This window comes from Micromonospora sp. NPDC048040 (genome assembly GCF_055587185.1).
The window spans coordinates 135447-154759 of sequence record NZ_JBVJGT010000003.1; the positions used below are offsets into that span (position 1 = coordinate 135447).

General features: G+C 76.4%; 15 protein-coding genes. 8 read left to right on the top strand and 7 right to left on the bottom strand.

All coding sequences use genetic code 11. The features are described 5' to 3' along the window. Nucleotides 1-3 precede the first annotated feature (3 nt). Nucleotides 4-498 carry a hypothetical protein gene (locus ACZ6O2_RS05180; protein WP_466022068.1) on the bottom strand — a complete coding sequence of 165 codons (495 nt, stop codon included), beginning with the start codon at nucleotides 496-498 and terminating at the stop codon, nucleotides 4-6. 204 nt (nucleotides 499-702) lie between these two features. Between ACZ6O2_RS05180 and ACZ6O2_RS05185 the strand changes: the two genes are divergently transcribed. Continuing rightward, entirely contained in the window at nucleotides 703-1584 is an 882-nt protein-coding gene (locus ACZ6O2_RS05185) for a Vgb family protein (RefSeq protein ID WP_466022069.1), read from the top strand. A 15-nt stretch (nucleotides 1585-1599) separates the two neighbouring features. Here ACZ6O2_RS05185 and ACZ6O2_RS05190 read toward each other — a convergent pair whose 3' ends face one another. Beyond that, entirely contained in the window at nucleotides 1600-2475 is an 876-nt protein-coding gene (locus ACZ6O2_RS05190) for a S66 peptidase family protein (protein ID WP_466022217.1), read from the bottom strand. 226 nt (nucleotides 2476-2701) lie between these two features. On the opposite strand from ACZ6O2_RS05190, the gene ACZ6O2_RS05195 reads away from it, so the two are divergent. Further along, entirely contained in the window at nucleotides 2702-3469 is a 768-nt protein-coding gene (locus tag ACZ6O2_RS05195; RefSeq protein ID WP_350707847.1) for a type 1 glutamine amidotransferase, read from the top strand. After that, the gene (locus ACZ6O2_RS05200; RefSeq protein WP_466022070.1) at nucleotides 3469-6495 is read left to right on the top strand and encodes a bifunctional [glutamine synthetase] adenylyltransferase/[glutamine synthetase]-adenylyl-L-tyrosine phosphorylase; all 3027 of its coding nucleotides are present in this window, start codon (nucleotides 3469-3471) and stop codon (nucleotides 6493-6495) included. The genes ACZ6O2_RS05195 and ACZ6O2_RS05200 overlap by 1 nt, the downstream gene beginning before the upstream one ends. A 39-nt stretch (nucleotides 6496-6534) precedes the next feature. Here ACZ6O2_RS05200 and ACZ6O2_RS05205 read toward each other — a convergent pair whose 3' ends face one another. Both ACZ6O2_RS05205 and ACZ6O2_RS05210 read right to left on the bottom strand, forming a co-directional pair. After that, complete coding sequence (locus ACZ6O2_RS05205; RefSeq protein ID WP_466022071.1) at nucleotides 6535-7266, bottom strand: class I SAM-dependent methyltransferase; 732 nt, start codon at nucleotides 7264-7266, stop codon at nucleotides 6535-6537. A 112-nt stretch (nucleotides 7267-7378) separates the two neighbouring features. Next, nucleotides 7379-9016, bottom strand: coding sequence for a hypothetical protein (locus ACZ6O2_RS05210; RefSeq protein ID WP_466022072.1), 1638 nt, complete (start codon nucleotides 9014-9016; stop codon nucleotides 7379-7381). A 44-nt stretch (nucleotides 9017-9060) separates the two neighbouring features. Here ACZ6O2_RS05210 and mptB (ACZ6O2_RS05215) point away from each other — a divergent pair, with 44 nt between their 5' ends. Both mptB (ACZ6O2_RS05215) and mptB (ACZ6O2_RS05220) read left to right on the top strand, forming a co-directional pair. Next, entirely contained in the window at nucleotides 9061-10461 is a 1401-nt protein-coding gene (mptB, locus tag ACZ6O2_RS05215; protein WP_466022073.1) for a polyprenol phosphomannose-dependent alpha 1,6 mannosyltransferase MptB, read from the top strand. 13 nt (nucleotides 10462-10474) lie between these two features. Further along, the gene (gene mptB / locus ACZ6O2_RS05220; protein WP_466022074.1) at nucleotides 10475-12010 is read left to right on the top strand and encodes a polyprenol phosphomannose-dependent alpha 1,6 mannosyltransferase MptB; all 1536 of its coding nucleotides are present in this window, start codon (nucleotides 10475-10477) and stop codon (nucleotides 12008-12010) included. 31 nt (nucleotides 12011-12041) lie between these two features. Here mptB (ACZ6O2_RS05220) and ACZ6O2_RS05225 read toward each other — a convergent pair whose 3' ends face one another. Both ACZ6O2_RS05225 and glnA read right to left on the bottom strand, forming a co-directional pair. Next, nucleotides 12042-12356 carry a hypothetical protein gene (locus tag ACZ6O2_RS05225; protein WP_466022075.1) on the bottom strand — a complete coding sequence of 105 codons (315 nt, stop codon included), beginning with the start codon at nucleotides 12354-12356 and terminating at the stop codon, nucleotides 12042-12044. A gap of 449 nt (nucleotides 12357-12805) precedes the next feature. Next, on the bottom strand, nucleotides 12806-14230 hold the full coding sequence (glnA, locus tag ACZ6O2_RS05230) for a type I glutamate--ammonia ligase (protein WP_350707859.1): 1425 nt from the start codon (nucleotides 14228-14230) through the stop codon (nucleotides 12806-12808). A 263-nt stretch (nucleotides 14231-14493) separates the two neighbouring features. Here glnA and ACZ6O2_RS05235 point away from each other — a divergent pair, with 263 nt between their 5' ends. Continuing rightward, on the top strand, nucleotides 14494-14895 hold the full coding sequence (locus tag ACZ6O2_RS05235; RefSeq protein ID WP_466022076.1) for an RDD family protein: 402 nt from the start codon (nucleotides 14494-14496) through the stop codon (nucleotides 14893-14895). 183 nt (nucleotides 14896-15078) lie between these two features. Here the strand turns inward: ACZ6O2_RS05235 and ACZ6O2_RS05240 are convergent, their stop codons facing one another. Beyond that, nucleotides 15079-15768, bottom strand: coding sequence for a DUF4191 domain-containing protein (locus tag ACZ6O2_RS05240; protein ID WP_350679779.1), 690 nt, complete (start codon nucleotides 15766-15768; stop codon nucleotides 15079-15081). Between the two features lie 195 nt (nucleotides 15769-15963). Here ACZ6O2_RS05240 and ACZ6O2_RS05245 point away from each other — a divergent pair, with 195 nt between their 5' ends. Together ACZ6O2_RS05245 and ACZ6O2_RS05250 are read left to right on the top strand one after the other, a co-directional pair. Continuing rightward, nucleotides 15964-16134, top strand: a complete 171-nt coding sequence (locus ACZ6O2_RS05245) for a hypothetical protein (RefSeq protein WP_350707860.1) — start codon at nucleotides 15964-15966, stop codon at nucleotides 16132-16134. Beyond that, nucleotides 16131-19283 carry a helix-turn-helix transcriptional regulator gene (locus ACZ6O2_RS05250; RefSeq protein WP_466022077.1) on the top strand — a complete coding sequence of 1051 codons (3153 nt, stop codon included), beginning with the start codon at nucleotides 16131-16133 and terminating at the stop codon, nucleotides 19281-19283. Before ACZ6O2_RS05245 ends, ACZ6O2_RS05250 begins: the two co-directional genes overlap by 4 nt. Nucleotides 19284-19313 lie beyond the last annotated feature (30 nt).

A 19313-nucleotide genomic window follows, 5' to 3' on the forward strand; every position in this document is an offset into this window, starting at 1 on the left:
CGGTCACTTGCCGGCCGGGCCGCCGTGCCCGCCGCGACCGCCCGGGCCGGGGAAGACGCCGGCCTCGGCGGCCGCGGTGATGGCGTCCGCCTGCTCCTGGGTGAGCTTGCCGTCCTCGACCGCCTGCGCCAGGCGCTCCTTCAGCGCGGCCTGCCGGTCGGCGGAGTCACCCCGCTCGGGCCGGTCGGCCGGCTTCCGCGCCTCGCGCACCTTCTCCAGCGCGGCCGTCACCTTGTCGGTGGGGACGCCCAGTTCCTCGGCCAGGGCCTCGGCGAACTCCGCCTGCCGCTCGGCCCGCTGCTGCTGCCGCTCGTCGTTGCCGTTGCCGCTGCCGCTGCCGCTGCCGCTGCCGCTGCCGCTCTCGCTGGCGCTGGCGCTCGGCGTCGAGGTGCCGCCGTCCGCGGCGAACGCGACCGTCGGCGCCGCGATCCCCACGCCGAGTACCCCGGCCGCGGCCAGGCCGGCCAGCAGGTGCTTCTTCCTCGTGGTGCCGGACATGCTGTCCTCCATCGGGTCGGTGGGTGGTGCGATGACCTGACCGACGGTGACCAACCCGGCTGGAGGAAAGCCGTGGTGAACCTGTCAGCGAGCTGGCAATCCGCCCGCCGAGCCGGACAAACGGGTTGCCGCGGCGCGCGTCGGCGGTCAGGGTTGGCGGTCGGCAGGCCCACCGGGGCGGAGCAACGACGGAAGGTGACCCTCGTGGCGTTGGCGAAGATCCGGGAAGTGCCGCTCACCGGGGCGGACGCCGGCCCGTACGGCATCACCGTCGGCCCCGACGGCGCGCTCTGGCTGACGCTGGTCCACGCCGGCGCGGTCGCCCGGGTGGGCGCGGACGGCGACCTGCACACCTGGCCGGTGGCGGCCGACAGCCGGCCGCTGATCGTCACGCCGGGCCCCGACGGCGCCCTCTGGTTCACCCGCTCCGGCGACGACCGGATCGGCCGGATCACCACCGACGGGGAGCAGAGCGCCGTCGCGCTCCCGCCCGGGAGCGGCCCCTGCGGCATCGCCGCCGGTCCCGACGGCGCCCTCTGGTACGCGGCGATGACCGCCGACGCGATCGGCCGCGTCACCACCGACGGGGAGGTGACCCAGTTTCCGCTGCCGGTGAGCGGCGGCTTCGCCTCGATGGTCGCCGCCGGCCCGGACGAGGCCGTCTGGTTCACGCTCAACCGGGCGAACGCGGTCGGCCGGATGGGCACGGACGGCGCGGTGGCGCTGCACCAACTGCCGACCGAGGGCGCCGCCCCGGTGGGCATCACGGCCGGAGCGGACGGCGCGCTCTGGTTCGTCGAGATCGGCGCCGGCCAGCTCGGCCGGATCACCCCGGACGGGCGGATCGACGAGTACCCGCTGCCGGACCGGGCCGCCCGGCCGCACGCGATCGTCGCCGATCCGGCCGGCGGCTGCTGGTTCACCGAGTGGGGCGGCAACCGGATCGGCCACGTCGCCCCGGACGGCACGATCGTCACCCACGACCTCCCGACCCCGGCCGCCGAGCCGCACGGCATCACGGTCGCCCCCGACGGCACGGTCTGGGCCGCCCTGGAAACCGGCGCCCTGGCCCACCTGACGCCCTGACCCGCCCGAGCCGGTTCAGCGGACGGCGGGGGCGATCGTGAGGGTGGCCGTCGTCGTGTCGAGGGTGGCGTCGGTGCCGACCGGGACGGTGAGTTGGCCGACGCCGTGGCCGACGGGCAGGCCGCCGAGGACCGGGACGCCGAGGTCGCCGAGGCGCTCGGAGAGCACGTCGGCGACGCTGGTCGACCAGCCGTCCGCGCAGCCGGTGAACTGACCGACCGCCACCCCGGCCAGCCCGTCCAGCGCGCCGGCCCGGCGGAGCTGGGTGAGCATCCGGTCCACCTTGTACGGCGGCTCCTGCACGTCCTCGACCAACAGGACCGCCCCGGTCAGGTCCGGCATGTCCGGGGTGCCCAGCGACGCCACGATCAGGCAGAGGTTGCCGCCCAGCAGCGGGCCCGTGGCCCTCCCCGGCACCCGCACCGGGAACGTCTCCTCCTCGGCGACGGCCGTCACCGTCACCGGCTCGGTGGTCATCAGGGCGGCGTGCAGCGACTCGGCCGAACGCAGCGGGGTGCGCTCGTCCAGCCAGGCCGTCCCGGGGCCGTGCACCCCGGCCAGCCGGGCGCCCCGCCACAGCGCCAACTGCAGCGCGGTGATGTCCGAGAACCCGGCGACCACCTTCGGGTCCCGGCGTACGGCGGCCATGTCGATCGCGTCGACGATCCGCTGCGCGCCGTACCCGCCCCGCGTGCAGATCACCCCGCGCACCTCGGGGTCGGCGAACGCCGCGTTCAGGTCGGCGGCGCGCAGTTCGTCCGCGCCGGCCAGGTAGCCCTGCCGGGCGTACGCGTTCGGCGCCAGCACCGGCCGCAGCCCCCAGCCGGTGAGCAGCTCGATGCCCCGGGCCACCCGCTCGGGCCGGGTCGGCCCTGACGGCGACACCAGCATCACCGTGTCGCCGGGGCGCAGCACCGGCGGTCGTACGGCGGCGGCGGGGGTCGTGCTGGCATGGTCGGGCACAGCGGCAGAGCCTAGTCGCGGCGGGGCGCGGTGCACGTACCGGTCGGCGGACACCGCCGGGCGTGGGACGCCTGGTCCGGTCGGCCGTCGAGGCCGCCGCCGCGCCGGCGGAGGCGTTCGGGGCCCGCCGGAGTCACCGGCTAGCCTCGACGTCGTGGCTACCGCGTTGGTGATCGAGAACGACCCGACCGACGACGTCCGCCGGCTCGGCGAGTGGCTGACCGAGGCGGGCCTCGACCTGTGGGTGGTGCGCGCGCACGCCGGCGACCAGCTCCCCGCCGACCTGGAGGGATACTCCGCGCTGGTGGTGCTGGGCGGCGAGCAGCAGGCGTACCCGCTGCCCGACGGCTCACCCGGTGCGCCCTGGTTCCCCGCCGTCGAGGGGCTGCTCCGCAAGGCCGTCCGGCACCGGGTGCCCACCCTCGGCATCTGCCTGGGCGCGCAGCTGCTGGCCACCGCCCACGCCGGCGAGGTCGAGCGCAGCGCGTCCGGGCCGGAGGTCGGGCCCGGCGTGGTCGGCAAGCGGGACGCCGCCGACGCCGACCCGCTGTTCCGCTACGTCCCGCTGATCCCCGACGTGCTCCAGTGGCACGCCGACGAGATCACCGAGCTGCCCCGGGGCGCCACCCTGCTGGCCGCCTCCACCCGCTACCCGCACCAGGCGTTCCGCCTCGGTGACCGGGCCTGGGGCCTGCAGTTCCACATCGAGTGCGACACCGCGATGATCGCCGACTGGGCCACCGACTCGACGCTGCTGGCCGAGCTGGGCTACGACCCGGACCTGGTGGTGGCGGCCTGCCACGCGGTGATGGTCGACGTCGAGGAGGTCTGGCAGCCGTTCGCCGCCCGGTTCGCCGCGCTGGCCCTCGGCGAGCTGGGCGACGATTCGTCCCGCCGCAGCCTGCCGCTGCTCGGGCAGTGATGAGCCGGCCGACCAGCGCCGCGGGACGGCTCGCCCGCTACGGGTTCGGCATCGTCGGCGGCGACGGCGCCACCCGCGCCGCCGACCTGCTCGGCCCCGACGGGCTGGGCCTGTGGCGGCCGGACGTGCAGGAGCCGACCGACGACCGTGCGGCGGAGCTGCTCGCCGCGCTCTCCCGGGCCGCCGATCCGGACCTGGCGCTGCGCCAGCTGCACCGCATCGTCGAGGCCGAGCGCCGGGCCGCCGGTCCGGCAGCCGCCGGTTCGGCGCTGCTGGAGGCGCTCGCGGACGACCCGGGGCTGCGCCGCCGGCTGCTCGCCGTCCTCGGCGCCTCCTCGGCGCTGGGCGACCACCTGGTCGCCAACCCCGACCAGTGGCCGGCCCTGCGGACCGCCCCGGACGGGCTCGCGCCGACCGCGGAGGGCCGGCTCGACCTGTCCGGCGACGGGCAGCCGGTCGCGGTGCTGCGCAGGGCGTACCGGCTGGCGCTGCTGCGGATCGCGGCGGCCGACCTGACCGGCGGCCGGGGCCTGGAACAGACCATGGCCGCGCTCTCCGCGCTGGCCGACGCGACCCTCGCGGCGGCGTACGAGATCGCCGTCGGCGAGCTGCCGGAGGGCACCTCCCGGCCCCGGCTCGCCGTCGTGGCGATGGGCAAGTGCGGCGGCGACGAGCTGAACTACGTCTCCGACGTCGACGTGATCTTCGTGGCCGCCGAGGACGACGACCTCGCCGCGGCCACCACGGTCGCCACCCGGCTGATCCACGTCTGCGGGTTGGTGGCCTGGCCGGTCGACGCCGCCCTGCGGCCCGAGGGCAACCGTGGCCCGCTGGTGCGGACCCTGGCCAGCCATCTCGCCTACTACCGGCGCTGGGCGCGGACGTGGGAGTTCCAGGCGCTGCTCAAGGCCCGGCCGGCGGCCGGCGACCTGACGCTGGGCCGGGAGTGGATCGACCAGCTCGCCCCGCTGGTGTGGCGGGCCGCCGAGCGCCCCGAGGCGGTCGAGGACGTCCGCGCCATGCGGCGGAAGATCATCGACAACATCCCGCCGAAGGAGCTGGAGCGCGAGATCAAGCGCGGCCCGGGCGGGCTGCGCGACATCGAGTTCGCCGTCCAGTTGCTGCAACTGGTGCACGGCCGGGGCGACGAGTCGCTGCGGGTGCCCGGCACCGTCCCGGCGCTGCGCGCGCTCGTCGCCGGCGGCTACGTCGGCCGGGCCGACGGGGAGGCGCTGCTGCGCGGCTACCGCTTCCTGCGCGGCGTCGAGCACCGCCTCCAGCTCCAGGGGCTGCGCCGCACCCACACCGTGCCGACGGAGCCGGCCGCGCTGCGCTGGCTGGCCGCCGCGCTGGACTATGCGGCCACGCCGGGCCGCAGCGCCGTCGAGGAGTTCCGCGCCGAGTGGGTCACCCACGCCACCGAGGTACGCCGGCTGCACGCCAAACTGCTCTACCGGCCGCTGCTGGAGTCGGTGGCCCGGGTGCCGGCCGACGGGCTGCGGCTGACCCCGGAGGCGGCCCGGCACCGGCTGGAGATCCTCGGCTTCGCCGACCCCGCCGGGGCGCTGCGGCACCTCCAGGCGCTCACCGGCGGGGTGAGCCGCACGGCGGCCATCCAACGCACCCTGCTGCCGGTGCTGCTCAGCGAGTTCGCCGACGCCCCCGAGCCGGACCGCGGCCTGCTCAACTACCGGCAGGTCTCCGACAAGCTCGGCAGCACGCCCTGGTATCTGCGCCTGCTGCGCGACTCCGGGCCGGTGGCCCGCCGGCTGGCCCGGGTGCTCTCCTCCTCCCGCTACGCCGCCGACCTGCTGGCCCGCGAGCCGGAGGCGCTGCGGATGCTGGCCGAGGAGAGCGAGCTGACCCCACGGCCGAGGGGGGTGCTCTGCGAGGGCTTCGCCGCCGCGGCGGCCCGGCACGCCGACCCCGTCGAGGCCACCCGGGCGATCCGCGCGCTGCGCCGCCGGGAGCTGGTCCGCGTCGCCTGCGCCGACCTGCTGAGCCGGGCCGGTTCGCTGGCCCCGTCGCCGCCCCGGCCCGCCGGCGGGCGGGCCGCGCTCGGCCTCGCCGACGTCACCGCCGTCGGCGCTGCCCTGGCGGATGTCACCGACGCCACGCTGGCCGCGGCGCTGCGCGCCGCCCGGGCGGCCCAGCCGCCCCTGCCGGGGCTGCGCTTCGCCGTGATCGGCATGGGCCGCCTGGGCGGGTACGAGTCGAACTACCTCTCCGACGCCGACGTGCTCTTCGTCTACGACACCCCGGCCGGCGCCGGCGAGAACGCGGCCGGCGCGGCGAGCGCCGCCCACGCGATCGCCGAGGAACTGCGCCGGCTGCTCGGCATGCCCGCGCCCGACCCGCCGCTGGGCGTGGACGCCGACCTGCGCCCGGAGGGCCGGCAGGGCCCGCTGGTGCGCAGCCTCGCCGCGTACGCGCAGTACTACGCCCGCTGGTCGAAGGTGTGGGAGGCGCAGGCGCTGCTGCGCGCCCGGTTCGTCTGCGGCGACGCCGACCTCGGCGCCGAGTTCGAGGCGATGGTCGACCCGGTCCGCTACCCGGCCGACGGGCTGACCCGCGAGCAGGTGGTGGAGATCCGGCGGATCAAGGCGCGGGTGGAGCACGAGCGGCTGCCCCGGGGCGCCGACCCGGCCACCCACACCAAGCTCGGGCGGGGCGGCCTCGCCGACGTCGAGTGGGCGGTGCAGCTGCTCCAGCTCCGGCACGCCGGGACGGCCCCGGAGCTGCGCGGCACGCGTACGCTCGACGCCCTCGCGGCGGCCCGGGACGCGGGCCTGGTCGACCCGACGGACGCCACCGAGATGGCGGCCGGCTGGACCCTGGCCGCGCAGGTCCGCAACGCGCTGATGCTGGTGCGCGGCCGGGCCGGTGACCAACTGCCCCGGCACGGCGTCGAGTTGGCCGGGGTGGTCCGGCTGCTGGGCCGCGACGATCCCGGCGAGTTCCTCGACGAGTACCTGCGCACCGGCCGCCGTTCCCGCGCGGCGATGGAACGGGTGCTCGACGCCTGAGCCGGCCGCGCGGCCGGGGTGTTCCGGCCGCCGCCGGGGCTACCGGGTGCGGCGCACCAGCACCACGTTGTCGACCAGGATTCCGGTCTCGCCGTCCGGGCCGGTGGCCTGGCGGCGCGACGTGTCGCGCCGTTCGGTGTGCCACCGGTCAGGGTCGAGGTCGAGCGACGCGAAGGTCTCCTGCGGGGTGGGGCAGCGCACGTCCGGGTGGTGGGCGCGCCCCCACGGCGGCATCTCGCCGTGCTCGACGACGAGCAGCCGGCCGCCGGGGGCCACGGCCCGGGCCGCCGACTGGAGCAGCCGTGCCCGGGGAAACTCCAGCGGCGACTGGAGGAACTGGGCGGAGACCAGGTCGTATTCGCCCGGCGGGAAGGTTCGGGTGAGGTCGTGCCGGCGGAACTCGATGCGGGAGGCGACCCCGGCGGCGGACGCCTCCTCGGCCGCCCGGGCGAGAGCGGTCTCGGCGACGTCGACCGCGGTCACCCGCCAGCCCTGCCCGGCCAGCCAGATGGCGTCGCCGCCCTCACCGCAGCCGAGGTCCAGCACGGTGCCGGCCGGCAGCGCCCCGGCGACCTCGACCAGGACCGGGTTCGCCCGGCCGCTCCAGACCCGGTCGCGCCGCTGGTAGAGCTCCTCCCAGAACCGCGCGGTCTCGTCGTCCACGTCCGGGTGCGGCCGCGGGGCGACCACCGGCGCCGCCGGAGCGTCGTGGTGGTGGTGATGATGATGGTGGCCCTGCCGGGTGTCTCCGGCCGTCGCGTCGTGGTGCACCTCTCGTCCTCCTGTGCGCTGCCCTCGGTGACCTGTCGCGTCGATCGTGCGCGGCGCCGGCGGAGGGAGCAAGGAACGTTGCCGAGATGGCAAAAAGGCGGGAGGCGCCCGGTCAGCTGCCGAGGCGGTACGTGCCGGCGCGCGGCACGGTCACCGCGGTCCAGTCGCCGTCGGCGGCGACGGTGGCGCCGCCGGAGGCGGTCAGCCAGCGGCTGTGCCGCACCCGGACCGGCACCGTGCCGGCGGCCGGCGCCCGGAAGGTCACCGAGGCGCCGTCCCACGCGACGAGGCCGGCCGGCGCGCCGACGATCGGGGTCGGCTCGGCGACCGCCCAGACCCGCCAGTGCGGGCCGGACCAGACGGGCGTGAGATACGGCAGGCCGCCCGTGACCAGCTCGGCCTCGGCCCGCCCCACCCACGACAGCGGGGCGTCCGGCACCGCGACGAACTGCACCGCGTTCTCGGCCAGCCAGTCCCGGTAGCTCGCGGCGGTCAGCTCCACCCCGGTGCCGGCCGCGCCCGGGACGGTGGTGAAGAAGAGGGGGTTCCGGTCGATGTCGGCCTGCCGCAGCCAGCCCCGGGCCAGCGGCACCTCGCCCAGCCTCGCCGCCTCCCAGTAGTTGCGGGTCGGCGGCACCTCGACCCGGCCGGTGAGCCGTTGCCCGTCGAGGAACTCCCGCAGCGGCGCGAAGTACGCGGCCCGCCCGGTCGGGTCGTCGACGCTGCGCAGGTCGGCGGGGGGCGCCGGCGGCTGCCACCAGCACACCGCCGCCAGCAGCGCGGCCAGCGCGACCCGGCCCCGGACCGTGCCCCGCCGCTGCGCCCCGCCCCGGCCGCGTCGGGCCCACCACCGCGTCAGCCGGGCCGGGGGGCGGGCGGCGGCGGCCAGCAGCGGAAGGGCGAACATGACGGCCAGCCGCGTGGCGTTCAGCCCGACCGGGGTGTGCGCCAGCGCCGCCGCCAGCACCCCGGCCGCCGAGAGCAGCGCACCCACGCGCACCGGCCGGTACGCCACCAGCGCGGCGACCAGCAAACTGGTCAGCACGGCGCGCAGCGTGTCGGTGCGGCTGATGTTCATCCAGCCGCCGTCGCCGAAGAGCAGCGCGGTCGCCCCGAGCGGCAGCGCGGCGGCGACGCCGAGCGCCAGGCCGTCGGCGTACCGGCGGGTGAGCAGCAGCGCCGCGCCGGCCAGGCCGACGAAGAGGCCCGCGACCGGGCTCGTCGCCGAGGCCAGCAGCGCCCCGGCGACCGCCAGCCCGAGCCGCGCGAGCCGCCGTCGCCGCGCCCGCCGGTCCGGGGCGGAGCCGGCCGGTGCGGCCGGGCCGCGGGGAAGGGTGAGGGCGAGCAGCGCGCCGAGGCCGAAGGCCACCCCGAGGCCGTACGTCACCCGGCCCGAGACCAGGTTGCCGGCGATGGTGACGACCCCGACCAGGCTGCCGAGCAGCGGCCGGGGCACCCCGGTGCGCACCAGCAGCGCCGCGAACGCGGTCGCCGCCGCCACCAGCGCCAGCGCGCCGGTGACCCGCACCCCGAGCAGCGCCATCACCGGCTGGGAGACCAGGCTGTAGCCGAACTGCTGGACCCCGCCGTACCAGCGCAGGTCGACCGGGGCGAGGCCGTGGGCGGCGAAGAAGTCGGCCCGGGCGACCTGCGCGGCGAGGTCGGAACCGGTCGGCGGGAGGGCGAGACACGTCACGCCGAGGAGCACGGCGGACGCGGCGGCCACCGCCACCACCCGACTGCGCCGCATGCCCACCTCCGTACCGCGACCACCGTACTGGCAGCATGTCCGGCGTGCCTCACCACCTCGCGCGCTGGATCGGCCTGGCCGGCTCGACGCTGCTCGCCGTGGCCGCGTTCCTCGGCGGAGCGCTGCCCGACGGCGATCTGCGCCCCACCCCGGTCAGCATCTGGCAGGGTCCGCACGGCCCGCTGATCATCGCCGCCTGGGCGGTCGGCACCGGGCTGATGGCGTACGCCTGGTGGACGCTGCGCGGCCGGGTGCCGTCGACCCGCTGGGCCCTGGTCACCGTCGGGCTCTGGCTGCTGCCGCTGCTGGTCGCGCCGCCGCTGGGCAGCCGGGACGTCTACGCGTACGCCTGCCAGGGCGCCAGCTACTCCGCCGGCATCAACCCGTACGAGCAGGGCGTCTCGGCGTTGCCCTGCCCGTGGCTGGACACCATCTCCTACATCTGGCGGGACACGTCGGCCCCGTACGGGCCGCTGTTCGTGCTGCTCGCCGGGGCGGTGGTGGAGGCGACCGGGGCGCTGTACGGCAGCATCGTGCTGTTCCGGCTGCTCGCGGTGGCCGGGGTGGGGCTGACCGCGGCCTGCCTGCCGGTGCTGGCCCGGCGCTGCGGCGTGCCGGCCGGCCGGGCGGTCTGGCTGGCGCTGGGCTCGCCGCTGATCGGGGTGCACCTCGTCTCGGGGGCGCACAACGACGCCCTGATGGTGGGGCTGCTCGTGGCCGGGCTGGCGGTGGTGGCGGCCCGGCCGGGTCGCCCCGGTCCGCTGCTGGCCGGGGGAGCGCTGCTCGGCCTCGCCGCCGCCGTCAAGATCACCGCGCTGGTGGTGGTGCCGTTCGCGGCGCTCGCCGCGATCGTCGGGGCGTACTCGATCAGGGCGCTGCTCCGCGACGGCGGGTGGGTGGTCGGCGGGGCGCTCGCGGCGGTCGTCGGCGCGACCCTCGCCACCGGCCTGGGCTTCGGCTGGGTCACCGGGCTGGAGCAGGGCGGCCTGGTGATCGCCTGGACCTCGCCGCCGACGGCGGTGGGGCAGACCGTCGCCTACCTCGCCGCGCCGTTCGGCTGGCACGGCGACCCGCTGCCGGCCACCCGGGGGATCGGGATGGCCGTGCTCGCGCTGGTGCTGGTCTGGCTGTGGTGGCGGGCCCGCACCCGGGAGCCGCTGTGGCACGCCGGCCTGGCGCTGGCCGCCACCGTCGCGCTCGCCCCGCTGTTCCACCCCTGGTACTGGACGTGGCCGCTGGCCGTGCTCGCGGCCACGTCGCGGCGCACCGGCTGGTTCGCGGTCGTCGCGGTGGTCTCGGCGTTCCTGGTCCTCGCGGACGGCACCGGGCTGGCCCGGTACAGCAAGACGGTCGGCGCCCCGCTGATGACGTTGTTGGTGATCGTGGTGGCCGTCCGCTTGGTACGGTCGGCTCGGGCGGCCCGCCGGCCGGCCGCCGTGGACTGAGGAGAGGACGCCGGTGACCACTCCCGGCTCCCCGCCGCCGACCCCGCCCGACACCTCGCGGCCCACCTCGCCCGACACCCCGCCGACGCCCGGCGCCGCCCGCCTGGCCCGGTACGCCGGCCTGGCCGGGGCGGTGCTGCTGGCCGTCGCCGGCTGGCGGGGCGGGGCGCTGCCGTCGATCCCGCTGGACGCCACCCCGGCGGACCGCTGGCGGTCGGACTCCGGGCCGCTGGTGCTGGGCGCCTGGCTGGTCGGCACGGCCCTGCTGGTCGGCGCCTGGTGGGCGCTGCGCCGGGGCGCGCCGTCGACGCGGTGGGCGTACCTGACCGCCGGGCTGTGGGTGCTGCCGCTGCTGGTCACCCCGCCGCTGGGCAGCCGGGACGTCTACTCCTACGCCTGCCAGGGCTGGGCGTACGCGCACGGCTTCGACCCGTACGCGACCGGGGTGGCGGAGGCCGGCTGCCCCTGGGTGGAGTCGGTCGCGCCGCTCTGGCGGGACACGCCCGCGCCGTACGGGCCGTTCTTCGTGCTGCTCGCCGCGCTCGCCGTGACCCTCGGCGGCGGCCTGGTGGGTACGGTCGTGGCGCTCCGGCTGGTCTCCGTCGCCGGGCTGCTGCTGGCCGCCCTCTGCCTGCCGGGGCTGGCCCGGGCGGCCGGCGTGCCCACCCGCCGGGCGGCCTGGCTGGTGCTGGCCTGCCCGCTGGTCGGGGTGCACCTGGTGGCCGGCGCGCACAACGACGCGGCGATGCTCGGTCTGCTGCTGCTGGGCCTGCTGGTGCTGGTCCGCCGGCCCGGCAAGCCGAAGCCGCTGCTGGTGGCCGGGGCGCTGCTCGGGCTGGCGGTGACGGTGAAGGCCACCGCCGTGGTGGTGCTCCCCTTCGCGGCGCTGGCCGCGGTGCTGGGCCGTTACACCGTACGGGCGCTGCTGCGCGACGCCGGCTGGCTGGCCGGCGGGGCGCTCGGCGCGGTGGCGGTCGCCTCGCTGCTGTCCGGCCTCGGGCTGGGCTGGATACGCGGGCTGACCCGCAGCGGCGACTCCGAGCAGTGGACGTCGCCGCCGACGGCGGTGGGCTTCGTCGTCGACTACGCGGGCGGGCTCGTCGGCCGGGACCCGGCCGCGGTGCCGGTGACCCGCACGGTGGCGCTGCTGCTGCTCGCCGTGCTCGTGGCGGCGCTGTGGTGGCGGGCCTGGTCGGAGTTGCGCGGGCTGAACGACGTCCGGCAGCGGGTGGCCCGCCTGGACGCTGCCCGCCCCCGGGTGACCCTGCTCGGCGCGGGGCTGGCGCTGGCCGCCACGGTCCTCCTCGCCCCGGTCTTCCACCCCTGGTACGCCACCTGGCCGCTGGCCCTGCTCGCGGTCGCCGCGGCCCGGACCACCTGGTTCGTGCTGCCCTGCGCGGCGGCGGCCTTCCTCACCCTGCCCGACGGTGCCAGCCTGGCCCGGTTCAGCAAGGCCCCGGGCGCGCTGGCGATGACCGCGCTGGTCGTCGGGCTGGCGGTGTGGGGCCTGCTCCGGCTGCGCCGGGCCCGTGGCGCGCGCCACGGCTGACGGGTCGTGCTGGTCGACCGGGACGGTGCGCTCAGCGGTGCGCCCCGCAGGTTGGGCAGCGGGTACGGTGGCCGACCGGGCCGGGCCCGCGCACCCGACGGCGCAGGGCGATCGCCAGCGGCAGCAGCGCGGGGCCGGCGAGCCCGACCACGAGGGCCGTCGCGGCCAGCGCGGTCCACCCCGGCCGGGGCGCAGCGTTCAGCAGACCGTCCGCCGCCCCGGCCAGCACATGCACCGACAGCAGACCGATCGGGGTGAGCAGCACCAGCAGCGCCCAGCCGCCCCGGTGGTCGGCCCGCAGGGTGAGCCCCGCGCCGAGCAGCAGCACCACCACGAGCAGCACCACGGCGGCGCCGGGCAGGATCTGTTCCGCCGTCCAGCCGTAGTAGCTGACGTAGAAGTCGTAGCGGGGTACCAGGTTGACACCCGTGAGGCCGGCGGCGCCGACGGCGAGCAGGGGAGCCGCCGGCCGGGTCTTCGCCGCGCAGGCGCGCAGCGGGCGGTGGCGGCCTCCACGTTGCGCCGCAGGCGCTCGGTCTCGGCGGCCAGGGTGGCTCCCGCGCTGCGGTCGCCCGCGCCGCCCTGGCCGCCCACGCCGCCCTGGACGGCCGTGCTGCCCAGCGGATCGGTCGCGTCGAGTGGAACACCATGGGTGTCAAGAAGCTCCGGTAACACCCATGGTGTTCCACTGACCCCCGAGTGGCGGAGTCGGCCCGGTCGGGGTGGAACCGTGGAGTCGCTGGTGGCAAGAAAGAAGGCCCTGGGCGAACCCAGGGCCTTCTTCCTGATCTCAGGTCAGCAGTCGAAGTACATGGCGAACTCGTGCGGGGTCGGGCGCAGGCGCACCGGGTCGACCTCGTTGGTCCGCTTCCACTCGACCCAGGTGGAGATCAGGTCGGGCGTGAAGACGCCGCCGTCGAGCAGGTAGTCGTGGTCGGCCTCCAGCGCGTCGAGCACCTCGGGCAGCGAGCCCGGCACCTGCTTGACGTCGCCCCACTCCTCCGGCGGCAGGTCGTACAGGTCCTTGTCGATCGGCGCCGGCGGCTCGATCTTGCTCTTGATGCCGTCGAGGCCGGCCATCATCATCGCCGAGAAGGCCAGGTAGACGTTGGCCGACGGGTCCGGCACGCGGAACTCGACGCGCTTGGCCTTCCGGTTGCTGCCGGTCACCGGGATGCGGGTGCAGGCGGAGCGGTTGCGCTGCGAGTAGACCAGGTTGACCGGCGCCTCGAAGCCCGGCACCAGCCGGCGGAACGAGTTGACCGTCGGGTTGGTGAAGGCCAGCAGCGACGGGGCGTGGTGCAGCAGGCCGCCGATGTACCAGCGGGCCATGTCCGACAGGCCGGCGTAGCCGGTCTCGTCGTAGAACAGCGGCTCGCCGTTCAGCCACAGGCTCTGGTGGGTGTGCATGCCGGAGCCGTTGTCGCCGAAGAGCGGCTTCGGCATGAAGGTGGCGGTCTTGCCGTTGGCCCACGCCTCGTTCTTCACGATGTACTTGAAGAGCTGGAGCTGGTCGGCCGCGTGCAGCAGGGTCGAGAACCGGTAGTTGATCTCGGACTGGCCGGCGGTGCCCACCTCGTGGTGCGAGCGCTCCACGGTGAACCCGGTGTCGACCAGCCGGCGCACGATGCTGTCGCGCAGGTCGGCGTAGTGGTCCACCGGCGGCACCGGGAAGTAGCCGCCCTTGTACGGGGTCTTGTAGCCGCGGTTGCCGCCCGGCTCCTCGCGGCCGGAGTTCCAGGCGCCCTCGATCGAGTCGATGTAGTAGAACGACTGGTGCGCCGAGGTCTCGTGGCGGATGGAGTCGAAGATGTAGAACTCCGCCTCCGCGCCGAAGTAGGCGGTGTCGGCGATGCCGCTGGCCGCCAGGTACGCCTCGGCCTTCTTCGCCACGTTGCGCGGGTCCCGGCTGTAGGCCTCGCGGGTGAACGGGTCGTGGATGAAGAAGTTGAGCGCGAGGGTCTTCTGCGCCCGGAAGGGGTCGATGAAGGCGGTGGCGACGTCCGGGAGCAGGAGCATGTCCGACTCGTGGATCGCCTGGAAACCGCGGATCGACGAACCGTCGAAGGCCAGGCCCTCGGTGAAGAATTCGTCGTCGACGGACTCGACCGGCAGGTTGAAGTGCTGCATCACGCCGGGCAGGTCACAGAAACGTACGTCGACGAACTTCACGTCCTCGTTCTTGAGGTATCGCAGGAGTTCCTCGGGATTGGCGAACACACGTCCTCCTGGCACGTCCACGGGTGGCTAGGCTCTTGGCGACGCTATGGCCGGGTGGTTGCCCGGCCATGTCTTGAGTGTTTCTGCCGTGTTACGTCCCTCGCGGAGCGTCATCCGCGCTGCTCCGGCGGGGGTGAGCGGGCGACGGAACACCGCCGGCTGTGCCAGTGTATTGACACTTGCTCGCTTTGGTCCCTTTTTGCGCCCGGGGTGCCGGCGACCGTCCCCGAGCCGCCCGTACGCCCTGGATACCCTTGACCGTTGTGAGCAACCCGCCTGACCGCCCCGTGCCGCCCGCGTCCGATCCCGCCTTCACCCCGCCCAGCCTGGGCCGCCGGTTCGGCGCGCTGGTGATCGACTGGGTGCTCTGCCTCCTCGCCGCCCGGGGCTTCGCCGATCCGGTCCGCGACGGGTGGGCGCCCGTGCTGGTGCTGATCCTGGAGTACGGCTTCTTCCTCGGGCTGTTCGCCCAGACGCCGGGCATGTTCATCACGAAGATCCGCTGCGTCGCGTGGGCCGACGGCGGGCGCATCGGCCTCGTCCGGGCGCTGCTGCGCGGCGTGCTGCTCGCCCTCGTCGTGCCGGCCCTGCTGATGGACAACCACCGCCGCGGCCTGCACGACCGCCTCGCGGGCTCGGTCGTCACCGACGCCCCCCGCCCCTGACCCCCGCTCGTCCCGCCTCCCTCCCGCGATCTTGCACTTCCTGCCCGGACGTACGGGGCATCGGCGGTAGCGGTAGGGCCGAAACCGCAAGATCACCGAGGAGCGGGAAACGGGGAGGGAGGGGGAGAGACGCGAGAGCCGGGCCCGACAGGGCCCGGCTCTCGTTGCGTACGTCCCGGTGGGTCAGCGACCGCGCGACTGGCGGAACGCGCCGCGCGGGGGTCGCATGTTCTTCGGGATCGCGCCCTTGGGCATCTGCGGGCGGGCGGTGAGCGCCTTGAGCCGCTTGTCGAGGGAGTTGACGTCCTTGCCACTGAGCGTGCGCGGCAGCCGCATCAGGGTCATCCGCAACTTGCGGACCGGCAGTTGGCCCTCCTCCTGCCCGATCACGTAGTCGTGCAGCGGTGCGTTGCCGATGACCTTGGCAAGCCGCCGCTTCTCCTGGCCGAGCAGACCGCGCACCCGCTGCGGGTTGCCCTCCGCCAGCAGGATCACGCCGGGCCGGCCGATGACCAGGTGGACCATGTCCATCTGCGTGGTGGAGCTGACGGCCGGGGTGACCCGCCAGTCGCCGCGCATGCTCTCCATGATCTGGGCCGCCGCGCCCGGCTGCCCCTCGGCCGCGTTCATCATCGCCCGGTTGGACCGCAGGTTGAGCACGATCAGCAGGCAGAGCAGGGCGAGCAGGATGCCCAGCGGCAGCCAGATCCAGCCCCAGAGCAGGACCGCGACCACGGTGAGCGCGAGCGGGATCAGCACCGCGCCGGCGGCCAGCGGCGCGAACCACCTGTCCTGCTTGGCGGTGAACTTGAACACCATCCCGATCTGCTTCAGCCGCTGGCCGAACGAGACCTTCTCCTGGGGCTTTGCCATGCCGCTGAGTCTAGTGGTCGCCGCACGCCGCGATCACCCGCGGCCGGGCTGAGTACCTTACGTCGCCGTACCGCCCCCAGCGGTCGGGAGTAAGGCGGGGGAGCGGGCGAAGATCAGGCGGCGCACCCATGCCCCGGGGGCACCTTCGCGCGGAGAGTCAGAGTCGACAGCGACGACGACCTCAGGGAGCCCGAGATGTTCGGCACCGACGCGGACTTCATCCTCTCCATCCACCGTACGTACGCCGCCGAGCTGCGCGCCGAGGCCGCGGCCGACCGGCTCGCCCGCGCCCTGCCACGCCGCTCCACGCGCGGCTGGCTCGGCCGGCGGCAGCATCCGGGCCGCGCCGGCGACGTCCGCCGGTGAGCGCCCCCGCGCCCCCGGCGGCCGCCACCGTGCCGCCGGGGGCCGCCGCCGACCCGTCGAGAGTCGCCACCGTGCCGCCGGGGACCGCCACCGTGCCGGCGGGGGCCGGCGCCCCGCCAGGACCCGCGCCGTCCGGCGGGCCCGCTCAACCGTCCGGCGGGCAGCCCGCCCCGGCGACGGCCGGGCCGTCGGTCGCCGGCCGGCCGGTCAGCGGAATCGAGGGCGGCGAGGGGCGTGGCATGCTCGGTGCCGTGACCGCACGCGCCGCCAGCACCGTCCTCGTGGGCCGACAGCCGGAACTCGCGGCCCTGCGCGACGCCCTCGCCCGGGCCCGCGCCGGCGAGCCGACCACCGTGCTGGTCGGCGGCGAGGCGGGGGTGGGCAAGACCCGGCTGGCGGAGGAGTTCGGCCGGTCGGCCACCGACGCCGGGGCCCGCCTGCTGGTCGGCCAGTGCCTCGAACTCGGCGAGGCCGGCCTGCCCTTCGCGCCGTTCGCGGCGGCGCTGCGCGCGGTGCTGCGCCGCGACGGCCCCGGCGTCTTCGACGGGTACGAGGCGGAGTTCGCCCGCCTCCTGCCGGAGCTGGCCCGGGGGCCGGTCGGTGTTGCCGCGCCCGCCCCGGCGCCGGTCTCGGACGCCCCGCGCGGCTACCTGTTCGACCTGGTCGCCGAGCTGTTCGAGCGGCTCGCCGCCGGGCAGCCCCTGGTGCTGGTGATCGAGGACCTGCACTGGGCCGACCGGTCCACCCGCGACCTCATCGCCTTCCTGGTGCGGGCCGCCCGCACCGCCCGGCTGCTGCTGGTCTGCACCTACCGCACCGACGAGCTGCACCGCGGGCACCCGCTGCGGCCCTTCCTCGCCGAGCTGGACCGGGCCCGCGGCGTCGAACGGATCGAGCTGGGCCGCCTCGACCGGGACGGCACCGGCGCGATCCTGGCCGACCTGCTCGGCGCCGAGCCGCTCGCCCGGGCGGTCGACCACATCCACGACCGCACCCAGGGCAACCCGTTCTTCATTGAGGAGCTGGCCGCGGCCGGCGGCCCGGTCGGCTGCGCCGCGCTGCCCGAGACGCTGCGCGACCTGCTGCTGGCCCGGGTGGACCGGCTGCCCGACCCGGCCCAGCGGGTGCTGCGCATCGCGGCGGCCGGCGGCACCCGCTTTGCCCACCAGCTCATCGCCGAGGTGGCCGGGCTGCCCGAGCCCGAGCTGGAGGACGCGCTGCGCGCCACCGTCGCCGCCCAGCTCGTCGTGGCCGACCCGGAGGGCGACTACGAGTTCCGGCACGCCCTGGTCCGCGAGGCGGTGCACGACGAGCTGCTGCCCGGTGAGCACGCCCGGCTGCACGCCCGCTTCGCGGCGGCCATCGAGGCGCAGCCGCACCTGGTCGTCGCCGGTCGCGCCCCGGCCGAGATAGCCCACCACTGGTACGCCGCCCACGACCACCCCCGCGCCCTGGTGACCGCCCGCACCGCCGCCCGCGCCGCCGCCGACCGGTACGCGTACGCGGAGCAGAGCCGGCTGCTGGAGCGGGTGCTGGAGCTGTGGGAGCTGGTGCCCGACGCGGCCGACCGGCTCGACATGGACCACCTCGCGGTGCTGGAGGAGACCATCGCGGCGGCCACCACCGCCGGCGACTACCAGCGCGCGCTCACCCTCACCCGGGCCGCCCTGGCCGAGGTGGACACCGACGCCGAGCCGCTGCGCGCCGCGCGGCTGCTGGACCGGCGCGGCCGGATGCTGGCCATGCTCGGCAAGAGCGACGGCACGACGGAGCTGCGGGAGGCGTACCGGCTGGCCTCGGGGGTGCCGGACGGGCCGGAGCGGGTCCGGCTCCTCGCCGACATCGCGGCGCACCTGATCAGGATCGACCCGGAGCAGGCCGACGCGCTCGCGGCCGAGGCGACGGCGGCGGCCGAGGCGCTCGGCGAGGACCTGGGGCTGCTGCCGGCCCGGATCGTGCTGCTCTGCCGCACCGCGGCCTCGGTCGACCTCGGCCTGGCCGAGCTGCGCCGGGTGGAGGAACGGGCCCGCGCGGCAGGGAACGCGCCGGCGCTGGTGAGCGCCCTGGTCCACCTTTCCGACGTGCTCTTCGAGCTGGGCCGGTACGCCGAGTCGGCCGACGCGGCCGCCGCCGGGGTGACCGAGGCGCGGCGGGTCGGCATCAGCCGCTCCACCGGCGCCTACCTGCTGTCGAACCAGGCCGAGGCGCTGATCGCCCTGGGCCGCTGGGACGAGGCCGACGCCGCCTGCGCGGACGCCGCCCGGATCGACCTGCCGGGCGTCTCGGGGCTGCACTGGCTCCAGCTCCGCGCCGGTCTGCGGCTGGCCCGGGGCCACCCCGCCGCGGACGAGCTGGTGGGCCGCGCCCTCGGCTTCCTGGGCCGGCCCTACCTGTGGCCGAACCACCGGCTGCCGCTGCGGGAGCTGCGGATCGAGGCGGCGCTGGCGGCCGACGACCGCGCCGAGGCCGTACGCGCGGCCCACGCGGCGCTGGCCGACGAGCGCCTGCCGCAGCTGCCCCGCGAGGGCTGGCCGGTGCTCAGCGCCGTCGCCCGCACGGCCGCCCGGGCCGGCGACCCCGAGCTGGCCGCCGCGGTGTCCGCGCTCGCCGCCGGCCTGCCGGCCCGCTGCCCGGCCGAGCGGGCGCACGCCGCCCAGGTGGGCGCCCTCCTGGCGGCCGGCGACGAGGCGCTTGCGGCGTGGCGGGCGGCGGTCGCGGCGTGGCGGGCGGACGGGCAGCCGTACCCGCTCGGACGCGCGCTGCTGGCGCTCGCCGAGGCGGCGGCCGCGGCGGGGGAGCGGGACGAGGTGGCGGCGGCGGTCGGCGAGGCCGCCGCGATCGCCGACCGGCTCGGCGCGGCGCCGCTCGCGGAGCAGGCCGCCACGCTGGCCCGCCGGGTCGGCCTGCGCGGGGCCACCCGGGGCCGCCCCGGCGCGGACCTGCTCACCCTGCGCGAGCGGGAGGTGCTGCGCCTGGTCGCGCAGGGGCACAGCAACAGCCGGATCGCCGAGCAGCTCTTCATCTCGCCGAAGACGGCCAGCGTGCACGTCTCCCGGATCATCGCCAAGCTCGACGTGAGCAACCGCGTGGAGGCCGCCGCGCTGGCCCACCGCCTCGGCCTGCTCGGCGAGCCCACCGCCCCCCGCTGACCCTCGATCGAGGGCCGCCCGAGGGGCGGA